Here is an 18,962-nt window from a genome sequence, read left to right as displayed (position 1 = left end):
TTAAATTCCGCTATAAAAATCAATAATTTCTCCCTGAGACAAAGTTACGATGGCCTTTTTGTAAGACGCTTTACGGCCTGCGATGAAGCGACCATTTGTCATACGATTTTTGGTTTTACCAATGGCAATCATTGTGCGAACTTTGTCCACATTTACGCCGTACATTTGCTCAACAGCCTTTTTGATTTCAATTTTGTTGGCACTCTTCTCAACTACGAAGCTGTAAATACCTTTTTCGTGTAGGGATACGGCTTTCTCGTTTGTAATTGGTTTCTTTAAGATGCTCATAATTATTTCAATAAGGCTTCGATTTTCTCTACGGACTGTTCGCTAATAAGCAAGTTATCAGCATGTAAAAGGTCATAAGTACTCAACTCATTTACAGTAGTTACTTTTGCCTTCGGGAGGTTTCTGCTTGACAAATACACGTTTGCGTTGTTTTCAGGCAGTACGAGGAGCGTCTTTTTATTCAATAATGACAAACCGTCCAATACATTCAAGTAGCCTTTAGTGCTTGGCGTTTCAAAGCCAAATGCTTCAACTACCAAAATGCTATTGTCTTTTGCTTTATAAGTAAGAGCCGATTTACGGGCTAATGCTTTTAGTTTCTTGTTCAATTTGAAACCGTAGCTGCGTGGGCGAGGACCGAACACGCGACCACCACCAATAAATACTGGCGATTTCATGCTACCTGCACGTGCACCACCTGTACCTTTTTGCTTTTTCAACTTTTTAGTTGTACGAGCAACTTCAGCACGTTCTTTGGCTTTGTGCGTACCTTGACGTTGGTTAGCAAGATATTGTTTCACGTCCAAATATATTGCGTGGTCGTTTGGCTCTACGCTATATATGTCATCAGCGAGCAGAACTTTTCTGCCAGTTTCTTTACCACTGATATTTAATACTGCAATCTCCATTTCTTAGTTCTTCTCCAGAATTACGTATGAGTTTTTAGCACCTGGTACTGAACCACTAATCACAATCAAGTTGTGTTCAGCCAATACTTTAAGTACAGTTAAGTTCTGAACTTTCACGCGGTCGCCACCTGTGCGGCCAGCCATGCGCAAGCCTTTGAATACACGAGAAGGGAACGAACACGCACCGATAGAACCAGGGTGACGTTGGCGGTTGTGCTGACCGTGTGTTTGGCCACCTACACCACCAAATCCATGACGTTTCACAACGCCTTGAAAACCTTTACCTTTCGACGTGCCAACAGCGGCTACAGAATCGCCTTCAGCGAATGCAGTAGCATCAATGGTGTCGCCTAGGTTGAGCGATTGCTCAAAATTGCTAAACTCTACGAGTTTTCTCTTGGGAGAAGTGGCAGCTTTTTTGAAGTGACCCAACAATGCTTTAGTTGTGTGCGATTCTTTTTTCTCGCCAAAACCTAATTGCACTGCTTGGTAACCGTCATTATCCACCGTCTTCACTTGCGTTACTACGCAAGGGCCAGCTGCGATAACAGTAGCGGCAACACTTTTGCCATCTGCTGTAAACACGCTAGTCATGCCCACTTTTTTTCCGATAATACCTGACATTGTTATAGTTATATTTTAGGAATGTACTCCACACCACCTATTCTTTCCTTAGTCTTTGCAGATGGTGTGCCAAAAAGGACTGCAAAAGTAACAGTAATATTTTACTTTGCAAACACTTGATAAAAAATAAGTTAATTTTTTTTGAGTTTATTTTTACAAAACCTTTACCAAACCATAACATCGTTTTTGCGCAAAAAGCCCAAGCCCTAAATTGTCCAAATTTCGTTCGGCGAATCACCTTTCACGAATAGTATTTTTTCTCTTTTCAACTAAAAAAATTAACCGAATAACTTGTTCTTTTCACGAAACGTATAAATTGCGGAGGCCAAAACAATGGTCAGATTTGTTCGTTAAGCGCAAAGACTTTTACCCATATACACCATAAAACCCAACACGGTTTTGATTATTAATTTCGTTTCAGCTTATTAAATTATGAAAATATTTAAGTTTGGCGGCGCGTCGGTAAAAGATGCTCCAGCCGTTCGTAACTCCGCTAAAATCATTAAAAAACACGCCCCTTCTAACGAACTGCTCGTGGTGGTGTCCGCGATGGGCAAAACCACCAACGCCTTAGAAGTACTTTACGAAAAAGCCCATACCAAACAAGATTACAGCGCAGAGTTTAAGCAGCTCACGCAATACCATGAAGATATTGTCAATCAGCTTTTTGACAACAAACAAGCTCCTATTTTCGGGGTTTTGGTCAATATGTTTACGCGCCTTGATGCGCAATTGGAAAAGTCGCCGCTGTACAAAAACTACGACGAAGGTTATGACCAAATCATTAGTTTTGGGGAATTGCTTTCCACGCACATTGTGGCGCATTACCTCACCGAAGCAGGCGTAAATAACACGTGGCTCGATGCGCGTCGTTACATCCAAACCGACGACACTTGGCGCGAAGGCAAAGTAGATTTTGCTTGGACGGAAAAACAGGTAAAACGCGAACTTCCCGAAATCCTGACCAATAAAGTAATTGTAACACAAGGATTTATTGGCGGAACGCTCGAAGGAAAAACCACGACGCTTGGCCGCGAAGGCTCGGATTATACCGCCTCTATTTTTGCATATTGTTTGGATGCTGAGTCCCTGACGATTTGGAAAGACGTACCCGGTGTACTCAATGCAGACCCACGCCGCTTGGCCGAAACGCATCTTTACGAGCAACTTAGCTACCAAGATGCCGCCGAAATGACGTATTACGGCGCAACCGTGATTCACCCAAAAACCATTAAGCCACTGGCCAACCGTAACATTCCGCTTTTTGTACGTTCATTCATTGAGCCAGACAAATCAGGGACGCGTATCAGCAACAGCCGACCGCCCAAAATTCGCCCAGCCATTATCTTTAAGCCCAATCAAAAGTTACTTTCTTTTCATATCAAAGACTTAGCTTTTATTACCGAAAAAAATGTTTCGACCATTATCGAAGCAATTGGCAGGCTGAACGTAAAAGCTAACTTGATGCAAAATTCGGCTACGTCGTTTTCGGTGTGTGTGGACAATGACCTACGCCGCATAGAAAAACTCCGCAATTTGCTATCCGAAGAATTCAGCATTTATTATAATGAGAATTTGCAACTCATCACCATCAAAAACTACGACGAAGCCAGTGTGCAAGAAATCACACAAGGCAAAGAGATTTTGCTCGAACAGCGCACACGCCACACGTTCCAAATCGTAGTGAAAGAATAATTGTAGAAGATTCTTGAATTAAGCCTCATAGATTTTTTAGAAACCTATGAGGCTTAATTTGTTTAAAGACGTTTTAAAACATCGTAATAGTAGGCTTATTGTCAAGTATTTGGTCAATGGTGGTCATTACTTCGGGCGTGAGTTTTTCTATTACGCCGATGGCTTCCATGTTGTCTTTTACTTGCTGCACTTTAGAAGCTCCCGTAATAACAGTACTTACGTTCGGGTTTTTCAAACACCAAGCCAGTGCCAAACGCGGCATATTCGTTCCCAAATCACCCGCGACGGTGGCTAACTGCTTTACTTTTTCTACACGTGCCTGCCCTTTTTCGCCGATAAGCAAATCCGACAACCAACCCAACTCAGGATGCGCCGTAGCTCTAGACTCGCCAGCAGGTGCGCCATTGTTGTATTTGCCCGTAAGCAAACCCGAAGCCAACGGCGACCAAATGGTCGTGCCAAGTCCGATTTCTCTATAAAGTTTATAATATTCTTTTTCTACACGGTCGCGGTGAAACATATTGTATTGCGGCTGCTCCACCACAGGCGGCACCAAATTGTACTGACGCGCTACGGAATACGCCTCCATGATTTCCTGCGCACTCCATTCGGACGTACCCCAATACAACACTTTGCCTTGTGCGATAAGGTCGCTCATGGCGCGAACCGTCTCTTCCATTGGCGTATTGAGGTCTGGGCGATGACATAAGTACAAGTCCAGATAATCCACGCGCAAGCGACGCAAGGCCGCATGGCAGGCTTCTACGACGTGTTTGCGGCTCAAACCTTTCTGGTTGGGTTTGCTTCCGCCCCAAAACACCTTGCTCGACACGACGAAAGTATCTCTACTCCAGCCGCTTTTGTGCAAAATATCGCCCATCACGACTTCGGCTTGGCCGTCGGCATAGACTTCGGCATTATCAAAAAAATTCACGCCTGCGTCATACGCTGCGTACATACAATCTTGGGCGGTAGTGTCGCCCACTTGTTTTCCGAAGGTAAGCCATGCCCCAAACGACAAGGCACTTACTTGTAGCCCCGAACGGCCTAAACGTCTGTATTCCATTGTTTTAATAGCTTTTTTTAATTAATTTAAAATACCTAATTGCAAGTATTACAACTGTTTACAAACACACATAACCGCCAAGTTGGTTCAATAGCCCGCCAATTGTTGTATTTGCTCGGCGAACCACTCGCCCCAGTAATATTAATATTTACCGCGTCTTATTTGGTATTTACCGAATGTTTGTCTTGGACAAAAAGGCTGTTGTTACCTTTGTTTCATCAAAGCAGTCAAAAACACTACTAATTCAAAAACAGTAAAGTATTATGAAACGCATCGTAAGCTTAGGCATTAATAAAGAAAATCCTGCTTGGCTGAACACCAAAATAGAGCAGTCGAACAAATTGGCGGGATTGTTAATTTTCTTGGCAGTAACATTCTCTGTGATTATTCACTTTTACTTTACGCCGCTTCTTTATTTGCCTGTATTGGCTACGTTAGCTTTCGCCGCTACGCCGCTGCTTAACTACTGGGGAAACCATCTTCTATCGCGTAGTATTTTGGTTTTAGTGCCTTTCACGGTGATTAGTATTTTCAATGCCTACTACGCCAACTCATTTATAAAACCTTTGAATGGTTTTTGGGCAATGGCTCTGGCCTTCTTCGCTTTCAATTTTGCGGTATTCGACCACCGCGAACGCAAAATATTAGCCATTAATTCTATCTTAATGGGTTTGGCCATGATATGCTTTGGCCTATACGAACCACTCTTTGATGTGAATAACGGAATTGATTATGAGTTTGCCGACAGTTGGCCATTCAAACTGTTGTGTACCAGCACGGCACTTATCATTATTGCAGCTTCTTTGTTTATGCAACAAAATTATGTGCTAAAATCAGAGAAAGAGAATGCTGATTTGTTGGCTTCGCTTTCCGAAAAACAAACCTTGATGGAAGAGTCTGAAGCGACACTAAAAAACACGTTGGCCGAAGTGCAACAAGCACGCGAAGACGAACAAGCCCGTACGTGGGTAGCCAACGGTGTGGCGCAAGTAACGGCCATGACGCGCGAGGAACAAAGCGAAAATCTTGACGACCGTATTTTGTCTTTCATTATCAAATACTTAAATGCCAATCAGGGCGGTTTTTATAGAGTAGAATTTGACGACGAAAAGCAAACCAAGCCCTACATTGCCCTGAAAGCTGTGTACGCTTACGACCGCAAAAAACATTTTGAAAACCAACGCATAGAGCCGAAACAAGGTTTGGTTGGACAATGTTATATGGAAAAGGAAACTACTCGCCTCAAACAAATTCCGCAAAACTATGTACGAATTACGTCGGGTTTGGGCGAGGCGACACCAGCTTTCTTGGCAATTGTGCCACTGATTTACAACCGAGAAGTAGAAGGAATTATCGAAGTGGCCTCGTTTGAGGAGTTGAGCAAAGCGCAAATAGAATTTTTAGAGAAAGCGGGCGAGAGTTTGGCCAGCTTCATCAAATCTTCACGCACCAATGAGCAAACGCGCCGTCTGTTGGTGATTTCGCAACAACAAACCGAAGAAATGCGCTCGGCAGAAGAAGAAATGCGCCAAAACATGGAAGAGCTTTCGGCCATTCAGGAAGAAATGGAACGCAAGCAACGCAGCATGGAACACCAAGAAATGCTTTTGGAAGAAAAAAGTCGCGAGCTTTCACTTACACTCAGAGAATTGGAAGCCGCCAAAAAAGAAATTGCAATTCTACGACAAATCGCCAAACCGATGTCGTCGGTGGAATTAAATGCAGAACTTATGAGCCAGGCAGTCGCCTGAAAATGTTTGAATTAGAGTAGAGAGAGATGTATGGAGAGCAAATAGGTTTTGGTCGTTGGCCAAAACCTATTTTTTTGTCGTGGTGCTATCGCTTCACTTATTAGCCGAACACTTGATTTTTATCAATATTTCATTTAAAATATTTTTTTATATTGAGTATTAGAAGAAAAAATAGAAAACACAATAAATTTATTTAACCGAAATAAACATAAATTTCGCCGTGCAATCAATAGCACTAGCCGAATATTTAACATTTACTATTGTATTACTAGTAACTTTATTTCACTTCAAACCAAACACATTTCATTTAGCCATGAACATCGTACATCTCATCAAAAACGCAGGCATTTCGGACAAAAACCCTGATTGGCTCAATGCCAAAATTGGCCTATCCAATACGATAGCACTCATTTTCATTCCTGTTTGTATCGCCTTTACTGTAGTTATTTACTTATTCATGTATCCGTTGCTCTGGCTCATTGGCTTAGCAACAGCTGCGTTTGTATTAGCTCCAGTGCTCAACCACATTGGTCAACATATTGCCGCCAGAATGGCCGTGGTTTTTACCCCTTTTTCAGTTGTCATGATTTCTGGAGCTTATTTTTCGCAACACGAAACAGCTCCCCCTTATGGGCTTTGGGGAATGGCATTTGCCTTTTTAGCCTTTACGTTTGCCTTGTTTGACCACCGCGAGAGGACAATTCAAATTGCTGGAGTGATAGCAATTAGTATTGCGCTATTTACCTTTAAAGTTTATGAACCACTTTTTAATAACACAGAAGGCATTGATTTAAAGTTTGTATTTAGTACCGAATACACGCTTATGTGCACGGCTACGGGTATTTTAGCGATTGTGTCGGCACTGATTTTACAACAAAATTTTGTGATTGCGTCAGAAGAAAATAATATGATGTTGGTTAATTCGTTGGCCGAAAAGCAAACGCAAATGGAAGAGTCGGAAGCAACACTCAAAAATACTTTGTCCGAAGTACAGAAAGCCCGCGAAGACGAACAGTCGCGCACGTGGGTAAGCAACGGCGTGGCCCAACTCACGGCCCTGACACGTGAAGAAGAGAACGGCAGCAGTATGAATGACAAGATTTTGTCTTTCATTATCAAATATTTAAATGCAAATCAAGGTGCTTTTTATGAAATCGCCTTTGATGATAAAAATAGCACCAAGCCTTATATTTCCCTAAAAGCTGTGTACGCTTACGACCGCAAAAAACACGCCGAGCAACAACGCATAGAAATAGGGCAAGGGTTAGTGGGGCAATGTTATTTAGAAAAAACAACGACACGCCTCAAGAAACTTCCACAAGATTACGTGCGCATCACTTCGGGTCTGGGCGATGCTACGCCATCGTTTTTGGCTATCGTACCACTCATTTATAACCGAGAAGTAGAAGGTATTATAGAGGTAGCCTCTTTTAAAGAGCTAACTGCCGCCCAAATCGAATTTATGGAAAAAGGTGGCGAGGCATTGGCCAGTTATATCAAGGCCTATCGCACCAACAAACAAACGTTACAATTGCTAGAAACTTCGCAAATACAGGCAGAAGAAATGCGTTCGGCGGAAGAAGAAATGCGCCAAAATATGGAGGAACTCGCCGCTACACAAGAAGAAATGGAGCGCAAACAACGCGAAATCGAACGCCAAAACGAAATCATGCAAGCCAAAGAAGCCGCTATGGAAGCCATGATTGAGCAGTTGCAGGCTGCAAAAAAAGAAATTGAAGAGGTACGAGCCACAGAAAAAGCGCGTACCCAAGAACAAATCGAACGCCGCAATCAAATCATGCAGCAAGCCGTTACGCAATTCAAGAAAAAAGAACAGGATTTATTAGCCAAAATAGAAGCCCAAGCTCAACAAATCACAGCGTTGCAAACACAGCCTCATTAACTAAAAATCAATTACTTACCCAACACAAAGAAGTCCGAAAACTAAAGTTTTCGGACTTCTTTGTGTTTCTTATAGATCGATCATTTTTTTAAGAAATTAACCACGCTTCTGCCTCTTGGGCATTATCAAAAAAGCGAACAGGCGCATTAGAAGCTACTTGCTCCATGACCATTTCAGCGGCCAAGCCAATAATAAAATCTTCACTTTTAATAAACGCAAAACGAACCGAACCCATATTGCGGGCTTTTTCCGAAACATTTTCGTCCATCCAAGCCTGAAACGATGGCGAAAACTCAAATTTCATGTCCTTTTCGTTTACAAGAAGATTGGGAGCACGATAAGTATCTATGAATTTTACATATTCCAACATACTCTCTTTTATTTGGTCTTCTGTGGCCATTGCAGTTGTATCTTTCCAAGTAGCGTGTACTGCATTTTGTTCTGGTTTGAATTCAAAAACCACAAACGGAGTTGCGTGTGTTGCCATAATTTTTCAGTATTAAATTAGTTTGGTGATATAATATTATAGCAGCCAAATTACCACAAAAAACAAACAAAAAATAGAGCTTAAAAGACTTTTTTTATTACTTAATCACTGTGCCTAATTCTTTGTTAATATCCGCTCCCAACTTGTGCAGCACTTGGTATTCCATCAATAATTTTTCGACGGTTTCGGCGGTGGCTTGTTGCTGTTCGGCCTGTATAATTTGTTGCATTTTTTCGTTTACTAATTTCTTGACTACCATTGCTTTAAGTCTTAGAATTTGTTTGTAAGCGTTATATGCCAAATTGTCTTTTTCGTGCTCAGTATAAAGGTGGTGCATACTGAACCAACTTTCGCTAAGTTCGTGGCGTTCGGCAATCAGAGAGGCGGCCTCTTGTCGTATTTCCTCGTCCGAGTAGCGTACAAAAAATTGGTAGTCGGGCAAATGGTTTTTGGCCATTTCTTCCCTAAAAATCCCGATCATGCGGCTGTATAGTGGCGTAACAAACACAATGTCTTCCAACTGCGCAAGGGCATACTGTCCCAATTTGTATTCTTCCGAGACAGCGGCGGCGGCATATTGCAACAAAAAACGCATGGTTTCGCGCTCTTGTAGGCGAATGCTCTCCCCTATTTTGTCGCGGCTCACGCCATCAGGAGTAAGCTGTGTTTCGGCCAAAAATGCCTGTTCGTCCAGCATTTCTGGCGATGGCTGCGGGGCAGGAATTTGCGTACCTGCTTGCACCGCTGGGCGATGCGTGGGGTTTTGTTGTTGCTGTTTTTTAAGAATAATTTTATTGCTTTCCGCCAACAAAATTTCTTCTTCTACGCCCAGCAACTGGCTGCATTGTTTCAAGAAAACCGAACGGTTGATAAGGTCGGGTATCAGGCTGATACTCTGCACAATATCGCGTATAATTTCAGCTTTGCGAATGGGGTCGCGGGCGGCATCTTCCGCAAACAAACTGGCTTTGAAGGAAATAAAATCTTTGGCCGCAGTCTGCAAATAAGCCGTAAACGCCGAACCTCCCACTTTGCGCAAATAACTGTCGGGGTCGTCGCCGTCGGGGAACGTAATGGCGCGTACATTCAGGCCAGCCTCCAAAAGCATATCAATACCGCGCAACGAGGCTTTGATACCTGCCCAATCGCCGTCATAAAGCACCGTAACATTGTGCGTGTATCGTTTGATAAGTTGGATTTGCTCGGCAGTCAGCGACGTACCCGACGAGGCCACCACATTGGCCACGCCCGCCTGATGCAACGAAATAACATCGGTATAACCTTCGGCCAAATAGCAATTATCGGCCTGACGAATCGCGTTTTTGGCCTGAAACAAACCAAATAACACTTCGCTTTTATTGTAAACTTCCGTTTCGGGCGAGTTGATATATTTGGGTTGATTTTTGTCCGAACCCAAAATCCGTGCGCCAAAACCAATCACTTTCCCGCTTGTGTTATGAATCGGGAACATGACGCGGCCTCTGAAACGGTCGTACTCGCGGCCATCGTCGCGGCGAATCAGCAAACCAGATTTTTCTAAAATATCCGCCGTAAAGCCTTGTTTTTTAGCCGCTTGTAAAAGCCCGTCCCAAGTATCCGAACTGTATCCGAGTTCAAAAGCCTGTATCGTTTTGTCCAAAAATCCACGTTCGCGCAAATACGTTAGGCCTAAGGCTTGGCCGTCGGGATGCTGCGAAAGCTGATTTGCATAAAAGTTTTTGGCAAAATTCAGGGCAATAAAAATGCTTTCGCGTTCGGATTGGGCTTGCTGCTGCTCGGCACTGAGCGGCGCGGCATCTTCTTCTATTTCGATGCCATATTTTTTGGCCAAATAGCGCAAAGCCTCGCCATAATTCAGGCTTTCGATGTCCATCACAAAGCGAATGGTATCGCCAGCCTTGCCGCAACCAAAACATTTATAAATCCCCTTCGCAGGCGACACATAAAATGAAGGTGTTTTTTCGTTATGAAACGGGCAACAAGCCGTATAGTCTTTTCCCTTCTTTTTCAGTGGCACAAAATCCCCTATCACCTCGATAATATCGGCGGTTTGCTGGATTCGTTCTACTGTTTCTTGGGAAATTCTCACGGACAGTTTTGTTTTGACTAAAAAGGCACAAAAGTATTAAGTAAACGCATTTTAGCATCAATATCATACCTGAATTTTTACTTAAAATTTATTTAAGATAAAAGGCTTCTTTATTTTCCAACAAATCCTAACAAGCATGATTGCACCATAAAAACACTGCAAAATAGCAGGTCATTTCTTTGCGGAATTTCGCTACGAATACATTATTCACTAAGGACAAAGCCTTGATAGTATGTTAAGTTATTGTAAAAATACTTGGTGATAATTCAAAAAAAATCCGCAATCTTTGCAAACATTTTCACTATACAAAACAACTGACCCGTGTTAGTTGTTAGAGCTTTGATAAAATTTGCTTAATATGCTTATCAAACCAGGAGAACTATTAGCCAATATCAATTCCCCAGCGGATTTAAGGCAATTAGATAAAAGTCAATTGTTGCAAGTAAGCGACGAATTGCGCCAATTCATTATTGACAACGTGTCGGTTTATGGCGGGCACTTCGGCGCAAGTTTGGGTGTGGTAGAACTTTCAGTAGCACTGCACTACGTTTTTAACACGCCAGACGACCAACTCATTTGGGACGTTGGGCATCAGGCTTACGGGCACAAAATCCTGACGGGTCGCCGCGACCAATTCCACACCAACCGTTTGTACAATGGTATTTCGGGCTTTCCTAAGCGCAAAGAAAGCGTTTACGATACGTTTGGCGTGGGACACTCTTCTACGTCTATTTCGGCGGCTTTGGGCATGGCAGTAGCTTCCAAATACAAAAATGAGTCAGAACGTCAGCACATTGCCGTAATCGGTGATGGTGCAATGACGGGCGGCATGGCTTTCGAGGCCATGAATCACGCGGGCGTTTCGGGAAGTAATTTGCTTATTATTCTCAATGACAACTGTATGTCCATTGACCCGAACGTAGGCGCACTCAAAGACTATTTGACAGACATTACCACTTCGCACACGTACAACAAAATGCGTGATGAAGTTTGGAATATTTTGGGTAAAATCAGTCGTTTTGGCCCTAATGCTCAGGATATTGCCTCCAAAATCGAAAGCGGACTAAAAGCAAGTTTGCTCAAACAAAGTAACCTTTTCGAGTCGCTCAAATTGCGTTATTTTGGTCCTGTGGACGGCCACGACATCAATCATTTGGTTAATGTACTCAATGATTTGAAAGACATTCCTGGCCCTAAAATTTTGCATTGCCTTACCGTAAAAGGAAAAGGTTATGCGTTGGCAGAAAAAGACCAAACCAAATGGCACGCACCAGGCAAGTTTGATAAAATCACGGGAGAGATTCGCAAAAAGCATTACGATAAACCACAACCGCCTAAATATCAAGACGTTTTTGGCCACACTATCGTAGAGCTTGCCGAACAAAACAGTAAAATCATGGGCGTAACGCCTGCCATGCCATCGGGCTGTTCGCTTAATATTATGATGAACGCCATGCCAGACCGCGCATTTGATGTGGGTATTGCCGAACAACACGCCGTAACCTTCTCGGCAGGCTTGGCCACACAAGGCATGATTCCGTTCTGTAACATTTATTCTTCGTTCATGCAACGTGCTTACGATCAAGTAATTCACGATGTTTGTTTGCAGAATTTGCAAGTTATTTTCTGCCTCGACCGCGCAGGTTTTGCGGGTGCTGATGGCCCTACGCATCACGGTGCTTACGATGTGGCGTATATGCGTTGTATCCCAAACATGGTTATCGCTTCGCCAATGAACGAAGAGGAATTGCGCAACCTGATGTTTACAGCTACGCAATACGAGGGGCCTTTTACGATTCGTTACCCACGTGGCGAAGGCGTAATGCCCGACTGGAAACGCCCAATGAAAGCCCTACAAATCGGGCAAGGTCGTAAGGTAAAAGACGGCGAAAAAGTTGCAATTCTGACCATTGGCCACATCGGGAACTATGTGCTGCAGGCTTGCGAACTTTTGGCAAAAGATGGCCTAAATCCAGCGCATTACGATATGCGTTTCGTGAAGCCATTAGACGAAGCACTTTTGCACGAAATCTTTACGCAGTTCGACAGCGTGATTACGGTGGAAGATGGCTGCGTACAAGGTGGTTTTGGTAGTGCCGTACTCGAATTTATGGCTGACAATGGCTATAATGCACGCCTCAAACGTTTGGGTATTCCTGACCGCATCGTAGAGCATGGCGAGCAAATCGAACTACATCGCGAATGTGGCTTTGACCCAGAAGGCATCGCCGAAGCCGCGCGCGAAATGGCCGAACTTTCAGCTAAAAAACAAAAAGTAAAAGCAACGGTGTAATAATAACGTCAAAAGCTATAGCTATCTATACAAAATATGAGCGGGGCGCAAAATCAAATTGATTTTGCGCCCCGCTTTATTATTTATTGGCTTCCAATGTTTGATTATGAATCTAAGCGAAGCATAATTACCAAATAACTGTGTTCGCTTTCAAACTCGTCAGTAGTCGAACCTGCTACTAATTTCACTTTCACAATACCACCTTTGCTGCTGCGAATAGCTGTTGTTCCTTGCCAAACTTGGCCGAGCATAAGGGAGGATTTTAATTGAGACAAAGACGTTTCGTCAGAAATCAACTCTTTAAGAGCAGAACCTGTCAGATCGCGCGAACGATAACCCAGCATTATATCGGCCATTTCGTTGGCAGATGTAATGCTAAATGAATTATCAAGCTCCAATACCACCATCGTAGAATCGAATAGTTTCTCTTTGCGAGAAATACTCAACTGCGCACGCTCCATTTCTTCTTGTGTAGCCTGAAGCTCTTCCATGTTCTGACGCATTTCTTCTTCTTGCGCCTTCATTTGCTCGGTCATCATTTGCGACTCTTCTAGCAAACGGGTTGTACGTTCGTTTACTTTGGCCGTCGAAAGCGTAGAAGCAATGCTTTCGCCGATTTTTTCCACAAATTCAATTTCAAAATCTTGGAAAACATTAAACGAAGCCATTTCTACCACCCCGTACACTTGCTCATTTATTTTGAGCGGCACGATAATGATACTTGTCGGATTAGCATCGCCCAAGCCAGAAGTAATAGAAATATAATCTTGCGGAACGTCCGTAATGAATAGCGTATCTTTTTCTTGCCAAGATTGCCCTGTCAGACCTTCGCCGTAAGCAATTTTTTGGTCAATATATTTTTTTTTGTCCCAAGCATAGCAGCCCGCCAAATACAAATATGGTTCGTCGTTGGTATCGTCTTCGTTTACGATATAAAGGCCACCTTGATTTGCACCAAGATATTTCACCAAATTGGCTACGATTTCATCAGAAAGTTTATTGATGTTATCGTTGTTTTGGCGCAGAATTTCCGAGAATTTCGCTACGCCTTCTGTAGCCCAGTTACGTTTTTTATCGTCTTCGGCTACTTTTTGGAGGTTAGAACGCATTTCCAAAAGCGAGTTACCCAAAACATCTGCGTCACTAAGCGGTGTAAATGAGGCTTTTAGATTGCCATTACCAATATTTTCAGCAAAATTAGAAGTCGCACGCAAGCCCGCCACCAATTGTTCTACGGCTTTGGCCATTTCGCCGATTTCGTCGTTATTGAAAGTGCGATTGCTTTCTTCTGGCAGTTCACCCACACCCAAACGCAAGATAATACCTTGTATATATTTGAGTGGGCGTGTAATAGAGTTTGCCGTAAGGGTTGCTCTTACTACGCCAATCACCGAAAGGGCAATACCTAGACCTATAATTATCCAACGCAACACGTCAAAAGAATCTAATAATTTCTCTTTAGAAGCAGCAACTTCTTTACGTTTGGCATCAGATAGCACCGAAAGCTCCTTCAATACAACTGACGATGCAGGAATCAATTGGGTTTCAATAGTTCCTGTAGCGGTAAATTTTTTAATGGGATCTTCGTAATCATCAAAGGATACAAGCGTTTGCATGATTTCTTTCTCCAAAATCAAAAGTTTTTCGAATTTTTGGAAAATAGAATCCATTCGCACCGTCTGACGGCGGTCTTCCCAATAAGGCATCAAGGCTTTTATCTTTTCTTTGAGCGTAGGATATTCTACGTTATGCAACTGCTTCAAAGACTGCTTATCTTCCTCATTTTCACGTAAATACACCCAGTTAGTGGTGTACATTTTTGAGCGAATCACTAGTTTTTCAAACTCCTTGATGCCTTCCAACGAAGGGTCAATAATTTCAGAGTTTCTCTTAATGATGTTCTCACTCTCGCGCAGCGTGTAAACGCTCAGTGCTGCATTAAATACGAAAATGGCGATAAGCGTAAAAAAGCCAATAAAAATTTTATACCTGATACCTGATTTCATTGCTTAAGAGGTGGCAACTTTCGTTCCGTTTTTACGAATAAAATAATTCTACATTTAGGGTTACAGTTCGAAACATAAGGAAAATATGCTCCAAATGCGAATTTGCAAAAAAACAAGCAATAAGCAATTCTTATCACCGAAAAAATAAAAACGCGAAAATAATGTTCGCGTTTTTTATTAAAAGCGACAAGAAGTTATTCTACTGGTATTGAGAGACTTAACAACTCTTGTGATACTTTAATATTCGCCTCATCAGTTGCTTTTTTATTCAACTCAAAACGCCATTTATTTTCTTTTATCACGAAATTTATATTACTTCCCTTGTGCGCTAAACCTGGCGACTCGGTAATAACCAAAATACTACTCTTACGCGCCTTTGCTGTAATTTCGGCCAAATATCTGTTTTGGTTATGAGGTACAAAAAGCATCTGACACGGTGCGATTTCGTCCGCACCCGCAAAACGCTTCACCACGATTTTGCGGCTGCCCACCGTCTTACTACTCGCCATTTTCTCCAGTTCAGAAACAATAGGCGAGTTGCCAACTATACCAATTACAAAATCACCAGAAGAGTTAGCTGCTGGCCATTGCAAATATTTGGTAAAATTATAAATAAAAATAGAATGATACTTATAATCGGTTTGTTGCGCTATCGCGCCAACAAAACTGGCCAAATATATTACACTAAAAAACGATAATCTGATTATTGTAGTTTTCATCTTCATTGAAATATTATTGTGTTAAAGCTGGATTTTAGTAAAGATAAAGTGTATGATTTAGCAATTACAAGTGTCTATTTTTCTTGCGAAAACATTTATTTAAAATTATAGTATTTGCCCAATACCTGTAAGCATAAAATCAGGCATTAACATACCATGTTAGTATTTAAGACTTTAGGCTTGCTCTTTATCATTTTTCTATAAAAAAATAACGTGTAATTTTATTGCTTTTTTTATAAAATATTTTAGTTAAATAAAAAATCAAACCTAAATCAAGACCTTTTTTATACTTTTTATTATTAAACAGTTTATTTTATGTTTAACAATGGCTAAGAGGGTATTTTTTTGTTATATAGCTGAATATAAACTATTTATACTTTTGTATATTAAAACACTAAAACGTAAGATTTGGGCAATTTACTAACCAATTTGCACAGATTATGGTCAAATTGGTTGGTAAATTTATACGTAATAATACAAATGTATGACATTCATCTCTTCTTTAACCAGCAATAAGGCCACATTAACCCAATATTATACCACCAATCACAATATTTTTGGGGATATGAATAAAAAAGTGTTTTTGATGCAACAAAAAATAATATAATTACGTTGCTTTTTGGGCAGAGAGGAAATCTAATTCTGATATAAATATGTATAAAATACTAAAATTATATTCTTACATTATTGCTACATTATTATTGTTGGGGAGCTTTTCCCACAAAGCGGCTGCAACCCACATTAGAGCAGGTGAAATCACGGTTAAGCGCATCTCTACCACCACGCTCACCTACAAAATGACACTCACTGTCTATACTGATAGTCTTTCGCCCATCGACGACCCCGAAAATCGCCTTTATTACGGAGATGGCACATCAGAAATGAAAGCACGTACAGGCCCACGCACGCCGATTCTTGGCAAAGGAACTTGGATGAGTATTTATGAATACACTCACACGTATCCCGCCACAGGTTCTTATTTGATTTACTATATCGGTGAAAATCGCAATGTGGACGTAAAGAATATGGCCAATTCGTCCAGTACGCAGTTTTATGTTGAAACGCGTATTATTATAGACCCATTTTTGGGCATCAATAACACGCCAGTTCTCACCAACCCTGCTATTGATTTGGCAGGTATCGGACAAAAATATTTTCATACACCTGCCGCCTACGACCCCGACGGGGATAGTCTTTCTTATGAAAATATTCCTTCGATGAAAGACTACAATCCAAGCACCCAAACAGGCGTTACGGTGGACAATTATCAAAATCCTGCCGTGCGTGCTGGCGGCCAAAACGAAGCACAAACCGCCGCAGCCACGAACACCATCAACCCTATAACGGGCGTTTTGACTTGGGACGCGCCGCAACTTGTCGGTTATTTTAACACGGCCATACGCATTACGGAATGGAGACGTGGCCGCGCCATCGGCTATGTGGTACGTGATATTCAGATAATTGTACGCGACACGCGCAACTATCGTCCCAAACTCATTATACCAAAAGACACTTGCATTGCGGCTGGCACAATCCTGAACAAAACCATTATCGGCTTAGATACCAATCTTGCAGACAAAGTAAAAATCACGTCTTATGGCGGCGTTTATTCGTTGGTAGCTCCGCAACAAGCTGCCGTTTTTACGCCTCCCAATCCTATCGGCAATCCATCGTTTGCGCAATTTAGCTGGACAACTTCTTGCGCTGACGTGCGCGAACAGCCTTACGATGTTACGTTTAAAGCAGAAGATATTCCTGTTTTCGCGCCTGTATTGGCCACTACCGAAATTTGGCGAATTACGGTGGTTGCACCTGCTCCACAACTGACCAGTGCCACGCCACAACCCAACAAATCCATTATTCTTAATTGGCAAAACTATATTTGCCCAAATGCTTCTACCATTGCCATTTACAGAAAAGTAGATAGCTCGGATTTTGTGGAAGGCAATTGTAACATTGGTTTGCCCGCCTCGTCTGGTTTTGTAAAAATAGGAGAAGTAAGCAGCACAACTACTTCTTTTACAGACAATAATGGAGGGCTTGGCCTCAAACGCGGCCTAACGTATTGTTACAGATTAGTGGCCGCATTCCCTGCGCCTGCGGGTGGCGAAAGCTACGCCTCAAACGAAGTGTGTGCCTCTCTCCTACTTGATGTACCCGTAATGACAAACGCTTCCGTGCAAACCACTGCCCAAAACGGCCAAATGCTTGTGCGCTGGATACGGCCATTAGAATTTGATAAAACCCTTTATCCTGCGCCTTACCAATACCGCGTATTCAGAGCCGACGGCCTAAACGGTACAAATTACACGCAAGTGCATCAGGCTAATTCCATTGATGACACTACCTTCATAGACCAAGTAGATACACGCCAAAAAGAATACCGCTATAAAGTGGGATTTTATTATGGAAATAGTGCAACACTGTTAGACACCTCCGACGCGGCGGCGAGCATACAACTCACTGCCACAGGTAGTGTATCTAGCGTAAATTTGAGTTGGACTACGAATACTTCTTGGAGTAACACGGAGAAATATCACTTGGTTTACAGACAAGTAAATAATGTTTTTGAGGTAATAGATAGTGTATTGGCCAATAGCACTACGGTTTCTTATACAGACAATGGCACATATTTGGGCATTCCGTTGCAGGCCTCACAAACGTATTTCTACAAAATACAGACACGCGGCGCGTACCAAAACCCCAAAATTAGCCAAACACTTTATAATGATTCTTACGAAGTTTCGGCTATGCCGCGCGATACGGTTGCGCCGTGTGCACCCTTTTTGACCATCGACTCGCTGATTTGCCCGACCGATTGCCAAACACCATTTTTACCCAACAACTATAATATATTAACGTGGAAACCAAATTTAGTCGCGCCTTGCGATACAGATGTAGTGCGTTATAACATTTATTTTACGGCAACCGAAGACCAAAATCCAACGTATTTGGCCACCACGACTAACACCTCTTGGACGCATCAAAACCTCACGTCGTTGGCGGGTTGCTATGAGGTAACGGCCTTAGACCAGTTCGGCAACGAAAGCGTGCGCAGCAATCGTGTTTGTAAAGACAATTGTGTTTTGTTAGAATTTCCGAACGTGTTCACGCCCAACGACGACAACAAAAACCAAACTTTCCGCCCGATTTGCATTACGCCGCAGTACATCAAATCCATTACGTTTAGGGTGTATAATCGTTGGGGCAAAAAATTGTATGAGACCTCCGACCGCGAAAAAATCCAATGGGACGGCAACATCACAGGCAACCAACGCCAAGCCACCACAGGCACGTATTTTTACTCGGCAGAAGTGGAATTTTTCAGACTCAACCCACGCAACGCCAAACGCACGTACAGAGGTTGGCTCGATTTGTTGAAATAAAAATTGCTCATCAAACAAAAAAGCTC

At 42.4% G+C, this 18,962-nt stretch carries 13 protein-coding genes; 5 read left to right on the top strand and 8 right to left on the bottom strand.

Annotated features, from left to right (window positions below):
- From rplW to rplC, 3 genes are read right to left on the bottom strand one after another with little or no spacing between them, the layout of a single operon-like run.
- Positions 1-288: a 50S ribosomal protein L23 gene (gene rplW, locus BM090_RS15780; protein ID WP_091515682.1), complete on the bottom strand. Its 288-nt coding sequence runs from the start codon at positions 286-288 to the stop codon at positions 1-3.
- A 2-nt stretch (positions 289-290) separates the two neighbouring features.
- On the bottom strand, positions 291-917 hold the full coding sequence (gene rplD / locus BM090_RS15775; RefSeq protein ID WP_091515680.1) for a 50S ribosomal protein L4: 627 nt from the start codon (positions 915-917) through the stop codon (positions 291-293).
- 3 nt (positions 918-920) lie between these two features.
- Positions 921-1,541 carry a 50S ribosomal protein L3 gene (gene rplC / locus BM090_RS15770; protein WP_091515677.1) on the bottom strand — a complete coding sequence of 207 codons (621 nt, stop codon included), beginning with the start codon at positions 1,539-1,541 and terminating at the stop codon, positions 921-923.
- A 432-nt stretch (positions 1,542-1,973) separates the two neighbouring features.
- On the opposite strand from rplC, the gene BM090_RS15765 reads away from it, so the two are divergent.
- Complete coding sequence (locus tag BM090_RS15765; protein ID WP_091515674.1) at positions 1,974-3,236, top strand: aspartate kinase; 1,263 nt, start codon at positions 1,974-1,976, stop codon at positions 3,234-3,236.
- Positions 3,237-3,309: 73 nt separating this feature from the next.
- Here BM090_RS15765 and BM090_RS15760 read toward each other — a convergent pair whose 3' ends face one another.
- On the bottom strand, positions 3,310-4,302 hold the full coding sequence (locus tag BM090_RS15760) for a potassium channel beta subunit family protein (protein ID WP_091515670.1): 993 nt from the start codon (positions 4,300-4,302) through the stop codon (positions 3,310-3,312).
- 263 nt (positions 4,303-4,565) lie between these two features.
- Here BM090_RS15760 and BM090_RS15750 point away from each other — a divergent pair, with 263 nt between their 5' ends.
- Positions 4,566-6,053 carry a GAF domain-containing protein gene (locus BM090_RS15750; protein WP_091515663.1) on the top strand — a complete coding sequence of 496 codons (1,488 nt, stop codon included), beginning with the start codon at positions 4,566-4,568 and terminating at the stop codon, positions 6,051-6,053.
- Positions 6,054-6,366: 313 nt separating this feature from the next.
- Positions 6,367-7,956: a GAF domain-containing protein gene (locus BM090_RS15745; protein WP_091515660.1), complete on the top strand. Its 1,590-nt coding sequence runs from the start codon at positions 6,367-6,369 to the stop codon at positions 7,954-7,956.
- 88 nt (positions 7,957-8,044) lie between these two features.
- Here the strand turns inward: BM090_RS15745 and BM090_RS15740 are convergent, their stop codons facing one another.
- Both BM090_RS15740 and dnaG read right to left on the bottom strand, forming a co-directional pair.
- Positions 8,045-8,443, bottom strand: coding sequence for an STAS/SEC14 domain-containing protein (locus tag BM090_RS15740; protein ID WP_091515657.1), 399 nt, complete (start codon positions 8,441-8,443; stop codon positions 8,045-8,047).
- Between the two features lie 97 nt (positions 8,444-8,540).
- Positions 8,541-10,532 (bottom strand): DNA primase, encoded by a 1,992-nt coding sequence (gene dnaG, locus BM090_RS15735; protein WP_091515653.1) that lies wholly within the window; start codon positions 10,530-10,532, stop codon positions 8,541-8,543.
- Positions 10,533-10,890: 358 nt separating this feature from the next.
- Here dnaG and dxs point away from each other — a divergent pair, with 358 nt between their 5' ends.
- The gene (dxs, locus tag BM090_RS15730; RefSeq protein ID WP_091515649.1) at positions 10,891-12,825 is read left to right on the top strand and encodes a 1-deoxy-D-xylulose-5-phosphate synthase; all 1,935 of its coding nucleotides are present in this window, start codon (positions 10,891-10,893) and stop codon (positions 12,823-12,825) included.
- Between the two features lie 104 nt (positions 12,826-12,929).
- On the opposite strand, the gene BM090_RS15725 is transcribed toward dxs, so the two are convergent.
- Both BM090_RS15725 and BM090_RS15720 read right to left on the bottom strand, forming a co-directional pair.
- Positions 12,930-14,831: a GAF domain-containing protein gene (locus BM090_RS15725; RefSeq protein ID WP_091515645.1), complete on the bottom strand. Its 1,902-nt coding sequence runs from the start codon at positions 14,829-14,831 to the stop codon at positions 12,930-12,932.
- 194 nt (positions 14,832-15,025) lie between these two features.
- Positions 15,026-15,550, bottom strand: a complete 525-nt coding sequence (locus BM090_RS15720; RefSeq protein WP_177199971.1) for a YfiR family protein — start codon at positions 15,548-15,550, stop codon at positions 15,026-15,028.
- A 653-nt stretch (positions 15,551-16,203) separates the two neighbouring features.
- Between BM090_RS15720 and BM090_RS15715 the strand changes: the two genes are divergently transcribed.
- The gene (locus BM090_RS15715) at positions 16,204-18,936 is read left to right on the top strand and encodes a T9SS type B sorting domain-containing protein (RefSeq protein ID WP_091515635.1); all 2,733 of its coding nucleotides are present in this window, start codon (positions 16,204-16,206) and stop codon (positions 18,934-18,936) included.
- Positions 18,937-18,962 lie beyond the last annotated feature (26 nt).

This window comes from Flexibacter flexilis DSM 6793 (assembly GCF_900112255.1).
Classification (GTDB): domain Bacteria; phylum Bacteroidota; class Bacteroidia; order Cytophagales; family Flexibacteraceae; genus Flexibacter; species Flexibacter flexilis.
Note: the sequence above shows the minus strand (reverse complement) of the source record. Positions and strands in the feature narration are given on the sequence as shown.

What these genes read in the sequence shown, in the direction of transcription:
- BM090_RS15750 (WP_091515663.1), top strand. Translation starts at nt 4,566, where the DNA reads ATGAAACGCATCGTAAGCTTAGGCATTAATAAAGAAAATCCTGCTTGG.
- BM090_RS15715 (WP_091515635.1), top strand. Translation starts at nt 16,204, where the DNA reads ATGTATAAAATACTAAAATTATATTCTTACATTATTGCTACATTATTA.
- BM090_RS15760 (WP_091515670.1), bottom strand. Translation starts at nt 4,302, where the DNA reads ATGGAATACAGACGTTTAGGCCGTTCGGGGCTACAAGTAAGTGCCTTG.
- BM090_RS15765 (WP_091515674.1), top strand. Translation starts at nt 1,974, where the DNA reads ATGAAAATATTTAAGTTTGGCGGCGCGTCGGTAAAAGATGCTCCAGCC.
- BM090_RS15725 (WP_091515645.1), bottom strand. Translation starts at nt 14,831, where the DNA reads ATGAAATCAGGTATCAGGTATAAAATTTTTATTGGCTTTTTTACGCTT.
- BM090_RS15740 (WP_091515657.1), bottom strand. Translation starts at nt 8,443, where the DNA reads ATGGCAACACACGCAACTCCGTTTGTGGTTTTTGAATTCAAACCAGAA.
- rplD (WP_091515680.1), bottom strand. Translation starts at nt 917, where the DNA reads ATGGAGATTGCAGTATTAAATATCAGTGGTAAAGAAACTGGCAGAAAA.
- rplW (WP_091515682.1), bottom strand. Translation starts at nt 288, where the DNA reads ATGAGCATCTTAAAGAAACCAATTACAAACGAGAAAGCCGTATCCCTA.
- BM090_RS15720 (WP_177199971.1), bottom strand. Translation starts at nt 15,550, where the DNA reads ATGAAAACTACAATAATCAGATTATCGTTTTTTAGTGTAATATATTTG.
- BM090_RS15745 (WP_091515660.1), top strand. Translation starts at nt 6,367, where the DNA reads ATGAACATCGTACATCTCATCAAAAACGCAGGCATTTCGGACAAAAAC.
- rplC (WP_091515677.1), bottom strand. Translation starts at nt 1,541, where the DNA reads ATGTCAGGTATTATCGGAAAAAAAGTGGGCATGACTAGCGTGTTTACA.
- dxs (WP_091515649.1), top strand. Translation starts at nt 10,891, where the DNA reads ATGCTTATCAAACCAGGAGAACTATTAGCCAATATCAATTCCCCAGCG.